This is a genomic window from Methylobacterium ajmalii (genome assembly GCF_016613415.1).
GTDB lineage: Bacteria > Pseudomonadota > Alphaproteobacteria > Rhizobiales > Beijerinckiaceae > Methylobacterium > Methylobacterium ajmalii.
The window spans coordinates 24,740-31,425 of the sequence record NZ_JACWCT010000104.1 but is presented as its reverse complement, the minus strand read 5'-3'; the positions used below and the strand labels follow the sequence as shown (position 1 = coordinate 31,425).

At 71.2% G+C, this 6,686-nt stretch carries 3 protein-coding genes; 1 reads left to right on the top strand and 2 read right to left on the bottom strand.

What is annotated here, in order from left to right; all coding sequences use genetic code 11:
* Window positions 1-211 precede the first annotated feature (211 nt).
* Window positions 212-1,423, top strand: a complete 1,212-nt coding sequence (locus tag HPY23_RS34130; protein ID WP_418888690.1) for a L,D-transpeptidase family protein — start codon at window positions 212-214, stop codon at window positions 1,421-1,423.
* Between the two features lie 437 nt (window positions 1,424-1,860).
* On the opposite strand, the gene HPY23_RS20270 is transcribed toward HPY23_RS34130, so the two are convergent.
* Both HPY23_RS20270 and HPY23_RS20265 read right to left on the bottom strand, forming a co-directional pair.
* Window positions 1,861-3,044 (bottom strand): IS3 family transposase gene (locus tag HPY23_RS20270; protein WP_200601600.1). Its coding sequence is split into 2 segments (ribosomal slippage): window positions 1,861-2,780 and window positions 2,780-3,044, totalling 1,185 coding nucleotides; the frame shifts between segments, so codons are not numbered across the junction.
* Window positions 3,045-3,343: 299 nt separating this feature from the next.
* Window positions 3,344-6,439 carry a PAS domain S-box protein gene (locus tag HPY23_RS20265; RefSeq protein ID WP_091890199.1) on the bottom strand — a complete coding sequence of 1,032 codons (3,096 nt, stop codon included), beginning with the start codon at window positions 6,437-6,439 and terminating at the stop codon, window positions 3,344-3,346.
* Window positions 6,440-6,686 lie beyond the last annotated feature (247 nt).

Genomic DNA, 6,686 nt, shown 5'->3' with positions numbered 1-6,686 from the left:
TCGCCCTCGTCGCCGACGCGGCCTCCCCGGGACCGTCGGACCGGCTCGCCGCCTCCGCCGGCCCCGCCCCCCGGGCGGGCTGGAGCGGCTTCGTGGTGGTCGGCGTCGCCCCGGCGGCGCACGGCTTCCGCCCGGTCGCCGCGGCGGACGCCCCCCGCGCCCGATGATCCCCGTCCCGCCGACGCCGTCCCCCGCTCCGAAAGCCTTCCCGATGCGACGCCTCGTCCGGCTCCTGCCCGCGTTCCTTCCGGCGCTGGTCCTCACCGTTCCCGGCGCCGCCCGCGCGATGAGGGCCGACGAGTCGCCGGCGGGCTGGTGGGCGCCGACCCTGCGCGACTGCGCCGACCCGGCGAGCCCCCGGGCCTTCGAGATCCGCCTGAAGCCCCAGGCCGAGGCGCGTCTCGCGGCGCACGACCTCGACTGCCGGATCGACCGGGTGTCGGACACCGCGATCGGCTACCGGCTGCACATGCGCTGCTTCCGCTCGGCCGAGGACCGGCGCGCCGGTACCAACGCCGAGCCCCGGCAGATCGTCGTCGACGCGATCGGCCCGGTGACGATGCGGGCGGATGGCCGCCGGGTCTATCGCTGCGGCTCCCGCCCCGCCGCCGCCGTCCCGTCCTCCGATCGCCCCGTCGCGGCCGCCTCCCCGGCAGCCGTGTTCCCGCTGCCGGTCGCGGCCCCGCAAGCTCCACAGGTCGCGCAAGCCGGGCCGGTCACCCAAGCCCTGCCGGCCGCCACCCAAGCCCCGCAAGTTTCCCCACCGGCGGCGAGCGCCGTCACGGTGCCGGCCCTGCCGCTGCCCGATGCCCCGATCCGCCTGGTCTCGCTGACGCCCGAGGCGCCGTCAGCCCCGGTCCCGGAATCCGCCGCCCCTGCGGCGCCCGTCCGGATCGCCGCGCTGCCGGTCGAGCCCCTGATGCCCGCGCCGCGCCTGGTGCCGCCGGTCGCGCCGTCCCCCGTCGCCCCGGTGGCGGTGCCCGCGGTGCGGCGCGGCCGGGTGATCGGCTTTCCCGGACCGCAGGCGCCCGGCACCATCGTGGTCGATACCGCGGCGCGCTTCCTCTACCTCGTGCGCGGCGACGGCACGGCGATCCGCTACCGCGTCGCGGTCGGGCGCCCGGGCACGACCTGGAAGGGCACCGAGACGGTCACGGCCAAGCAGGAATGGCCACAATGGACGCCGACGCCGGAGATGCGGCGCAGCCGCCCGGGCCTGCCCCGCCACGTCGCCGGAGGGCCGCGCAACCCGCTCGGAGCCCGGGCGCTGTATCTCGGCTCGACCCTCTACCGCATCCACGGCACCACCAACCCGCATTCGATCGGCCGCGCCGCCTCCGCCGGGTGCTTCCGCATGCTGAACGAGGACGTGATCGAGCTCTACCGCTTCGTCCCGGTCGGCACGAAGGTGCAGGTGATCTGAAAGGGGAAGGTGATCTGAGAGCCTCTCTGATTGGGGTTTATGAGGCAAGCATCTCCTGATCGATGTTTCCTAGTCCGGGTGTGTCGCTCCCGCGGGTCACGCACTTCTCTTCGCGGTCGGCGCGAGGCCGCCTCATGATGGGGTCAGGAGAGCGAGGCGTCTCAATCTGTTTCACGACCTGGACTGCTGGCGCAGTCCGGTTCGAGACTCTCAACGAGATCGCCTGGCCCATCGTCCCCACGGGAACGATCAGGCTCACCCTCTCGGGTGAAGTCTGGCCTGCCGTCGGTCGTTCGAGCGGGCAGGCATGTCTCGTGTCAGGCGGCCGCGATGGCCGACGCCGGCTCCTTGCCGAACCGGAACTCGGCCTCGTCGCTCCACATCCGGTGCAGGACGACGCGAGTGATCGGCCCCCACGGGGTGGTCCGGCTTCAAAGTTAGTGCAGGGTCGGCCTTTGCTTCACGGGTAGCTTGGCCGGCGGAGCCGGTCGGGTGAGCGCAGCCGGCCAAGCGGACAAGGCGGGCACGAACACCTCCGGGGCCGGTGGTCGGTAGCCGAGCGAGGCGTGCGGGCGCACGCCATTGTAGTGTCGTCGCCAACTCTCGATCACGATCCGCGCCTCCTCGAGCGTGTAGAAGATCTCGCCGTCCAGAAGTTCATCTCTCAGGCGAGCGTTGAAGCTCTCGACGTATCCGTTCTCCCACGGCGAGCCGGGAGCGATGGAGGCTGTTTGGGCGCCGACGCCGTTGATCCAGGCCTGCACCGACGTGGCGACGAACTCTGGTCCGTTGTCGGAGCGGATGTGGCCGGGCACACCGCGCAGGATGAACAGGTCGGACAGCACGTCGATGACGTCCGCCGCCTTGAGCTTGCGCGCGACCCGGATCGCCAGGCACTCGCGCGTGAACTCATCGACCACGTTGAGCATCCGGAACTTGCGCCTGTCATGGGTGCGCGCTTCGACGACGTCGTAGGACCAGACGTGATCGCGACGCTCCGCCCGCAGTCGCAGGCACGAGCCGTCCCCGTCCCAGATGCGGCCACGCTTGGGCTGCCTGGCCGGGACCTTCAGCCCCTCACGCCGCCAGATCCGCTCCACGCGCTTGTCGTTGACCAGCCAGCCAGCCGCCTTCAGCAAGGCGCTGATCTTGCGATAGCCGGAGCGGCCATACTTCTCGGCCAACGCGATGAGGTCGGCTGTCAGTGCCGCCTCGTCGCCTCTACCCCGCGGCACCTTGCGCTGCGTCGAGCGGTGCTGCCCAAGCGCTCGGCAGGCCCGGCGCTCGGACACCTTCATCGTCTGAACGATGTGCTCGACACATGCACGCCGGCGCGCGGGGCTCGGAAGTTTCCCCGAGCCGCCTGCTGCAGGATCAGCTTGTCCAACGTCAGGTCGGCAATCGCCTTGCGAAGTCGCTGGTTCTCGATCTCCAAGTCCTTCATCCGCCGGACCTGATCCGTCTTCAGGCCGCCGAACTCCTTGCGCCAGCGGTAGTATGTCACCTCGGTCACACCGAGGGCGCAGATCACGTCGGCCACGCTCTGGCCTTGCGCGATCAACACGTCCGCCTGCCGCAGCTTGGCGACCACATCCTCCGGCTTGTGCCGCTTCGTTCCCATCTGTCCGGCCTCGTCCTGGCCCGCAGGCCATACCTCAAGGCGGACAACTTCAATGGGGGCGCATCATACTCATACTGGGGTATCAGTCGATGGAAAATCGAACGACTTCCAAGGAGATCCTCGGCAGGACGAGATTTTCTGGGCGCCGCCACCGAGATCGGCCTATCATCGATCGGCTTGAAACTTAGGACAGGGATCCGCTCCCGGTTGTGAAACGGACGGCTGGACGAGCGGCCACGATGCCCGATCGGGGAAAGCCCGCGCGTCGGGTTCGTCGAACGGCCGGCCGACGCGCCGGTTCATCTCAGGGCCGCACCATTGAGGGCCGCAGCGTCTGTGGCGCGGCAGGGCTCGATCGTGCGAGGGCTCGGGCGCAGGTCGAGCACCCGATGCAGGATGCGGCCGAGCTGCTCGGCCGAGTACGGCTTGTGCAGCAGCTCGAATCCGTGGGCGTCCGACTGCGCGAGCACGTGGCTGTAGCCCGAGGCCAGGATCACGGGCAGGTGCGGCGCGCGCTGCTGCAACTCCTGCGCCAGGGCGACGCCGCCCATGCCCGGCATCACGACGTCGGAGAACACCAGGTCGAACCGGCTCCCGTCGCGGCCCAGCTCCTCCAGCGCCTCCTCGGCATTGGCGGCCCAGACGGGCCGATAGCCGAGATCCTCCAGGATCTGCGTCGCGAACTGGCCGACGCCGACGTTGTCCTCGACCACGAGGATCCGCTGTCCGGTTCCCAGGGGAGCGTGCCCGTCGTCCTGCGGACGGTCCGCGGCCATCCGCTCGTCGGACGCGACCTCCGGCAGGTAGAGCGTGAACGTCGTGCCCTGTCCCAGGGTGCTCCGCACGTCCACGTCGCCGCCCGACTGCTTGGCGAAGCCGAAGACCTGGGACAGGCCCAAGCCCGTGCCCTTGCCCACCGCCTTCGTCGTGAAGAACGGCTCGAAGATCCGGCTGATCTCTCCCGGCGCAATCCCCGTGCCGGTGTCGATCAGCGCCACGGCCGCGAAGCGCTCCTGGGATCCGGCGTGGCCGCGGATGGCGGGCAGCGCCGTGCCGCACGACACCCGCAGGGTCAGGGTCCCTTCGCCGTCCATGGCGTCGCGGGCATTCACCGCCATGTTGACGAGGGCGGTCTCGAACTGGCTCAGGTCCGCCCGGACGAGGCAGGGCCCATGCGGCCCCTCGGTGACGACCCGCACCCGCGCGCCCGTCAGCGTGTCGAGCATGTCGGCGATCCCGCGCACCTTCTGGCCCACGTCGAAGACCTCCGGCTTGAGGGCCTGGCGCCGGGCGAAGGCCAGCAGCTGGCCGGTGAGCTTGGCGGCCCGCTCGACGGTGTCCGACACCGCGTCGAGGTACCGGCGCTTGCGCACCTCCGGCAGGTCGGGCCGGCGCAGGAAGTCGACCGACGACCGGATGATGGTCAGCAGGTTGTTGAAGTCGTGCGCCACCCCACCGGTGAGCTGGCCGACGGCTTCGAGCTTCTGCGATTGGCGCAGGGCGTCCTGGGCCTGGGCGAGCTGGGCCTGGCTTCGCAGCCGCTCGGTCACGTCCATCACGAACTGGTAGCAGCCGGTGCGCTCGCCGCTCGCGTCGCGCAGGGTGCGGAAGCTGATCTGGTAGGAGGGGCGGGCGCGCTCGGCGTCGCCGTACTCCTCCACCACGGTGATCTCCTCGCCGGCGAGGCCGCGGCCCCAGCCGGCCCGCACCTGGGCCTGGTGCTCGGGCTGGTCGGCCAGCAGGTCCAGCATGTTGTCGCCGACCTTCGGCCGCACGCCGTAGATCCGCTCGAACTCGTCGGCATTGGCCTTGTTGATGGCCAGGATCGTGTAATCGAGATCGGCCGCCATCACCATGATGTCGGTGCGCTCGACGATGGTGGCCAGCAGGTTGCGCTCCGCCGTCCGCTCGGAGACCTGCTGCTCCAGGGTCTCGTTCAGCTCCTGCAGGCGGCGCTCGCTCTCGGCTAGGCGATGCTCAGTCTCCTTGCGCCGGCTCAGATCGACCGTCACGGCCAGGAAGTTCTTGAAGCAACCCTCCGCGTCGTCGAGGCGCCGGATGCTGGTATTGGCCCAGATCGCGGTACCGTCCGGGCGCAGGTAGCGCTTGTCGAGGGAGGTGCTGCGTCCCGTCCCGATCGTCTCCGCGACCGCCGCCAGGCTGGGCGAGAGGTCGTCCGGGTCGGTGACGGACGTGAAGTCGAGCCCCAGCAGCTCGTCGGCGGACCGTCCGAGGATGCGGCACAATTCGGTGTTCACCCGTAGGAAGCGGCCCTCGGCGCTCACCTCGGACAAGCCGACCGAGGCGCCGGCGAAGATCGCCGCCAGATGCGCCTCGCTCTTGCTCAAGGCCGTCTCGGCACGGCCGCGCTCGATCGCCGCCTTGACGCGCTCGCCCACCTCCCGGATCAGATCCTCCTCGGCCCGGGTCCAGGCGCGCGGGGTCGCGCTCTGCACGGCGAGGAGCCCCACCCACTGGTCCTCTCGGAACAGGATGACGTCGACGTAGGCGGCGACCCGCCGCGATGCCAGACCCTCGCGCGCCTCGGCGCCGAAGCGCGCATCCGCGGCCACGTCCTCGACGGCGACGACCGCGTTGTCGCGGTAGGCGGCCAGGAGATCCGGGCCGAAGGCCGCCAGGGAGTGCTCCCCGACGATCGAATCGACGCCCCGGGCGTAGTCGCGCTCGACCTTCATCAGGCTGCCGCCGATCTCGGCGTAGAAGACCCGGCTGGCGTCGAGCCGCCGGCCGAGGCGCCGGGCCGCGACCTCGGCGATGTCCGCCGGCGATGTCAGCGGCCGCAGCGCGTCGCTGAGGTCCAGGAGGAAGGATTGCCGCCCCGGTCCGTCGCCGGGCGGGCCCTCCGCCTCCCGCCGGCCGCGCGGGGGAGACGCCGCAGGGCCGACGATCTCGGTGCAGGTGCCGTACAGACCCTCGACGCGCCCGGCGGCATCGCGGACCGGCAGGTGGAAGAGGGAGTACCGGGCCGCTCCGTGCGCGTCCGCGTGGTCCGTGGCCCGATCCACGACGAGCACGGCGGCGTCGGCATGGACCGGGCTGCCGGCATAGGCCGCTTGCGTGAGGGTGCCGAGATCGGCCTCGATCCCGGACCAGACGTCGAGGTAGTCGCGCCCGAGCGCTTCCGGGTGCCTGCGCCCGAGGATCTCGGCATAGGCATCGTTGTAGAGGAGGGTCCGCCCGACTCCCCAGACCAGGAACGCCGGCTGGTGCGAGGCGAGGATCGCGCCCACGAGGGTCGTCAGGTCTTGCGGCCAGGCCGAGCGGTCGCCGAGCGGCGAGGCCGCCCAGTCGTGCCCGTCCATGAGCGCGCTCATCCCGCCGCCGTCGGCGAGGCCGTCGGGGACGCAGAGAAGGCCGTCGGATCTGCCGTGCATGACGTCCTGTCCCCGCTTCGCGCGCGTGGCGGCCACGCGCCGCGGAAGATCGCGGGCCGATTGGCGCCCGCCCGCCTACCCGCCCGCGCCGCATCCGTGAGCGCCGCCCGTTCGACAGGCCTGCGGGGCTCGGGAGGCCGGGCGGCAAGGGTTCGGCCGATCCGGTTCGGCCGTCGGAGAGGCGGCTTTCCGGCTCTGCGAGCGTGAGCGGTCTCACACGGAGCACCGGCTGTCAAAGCAATCGTCG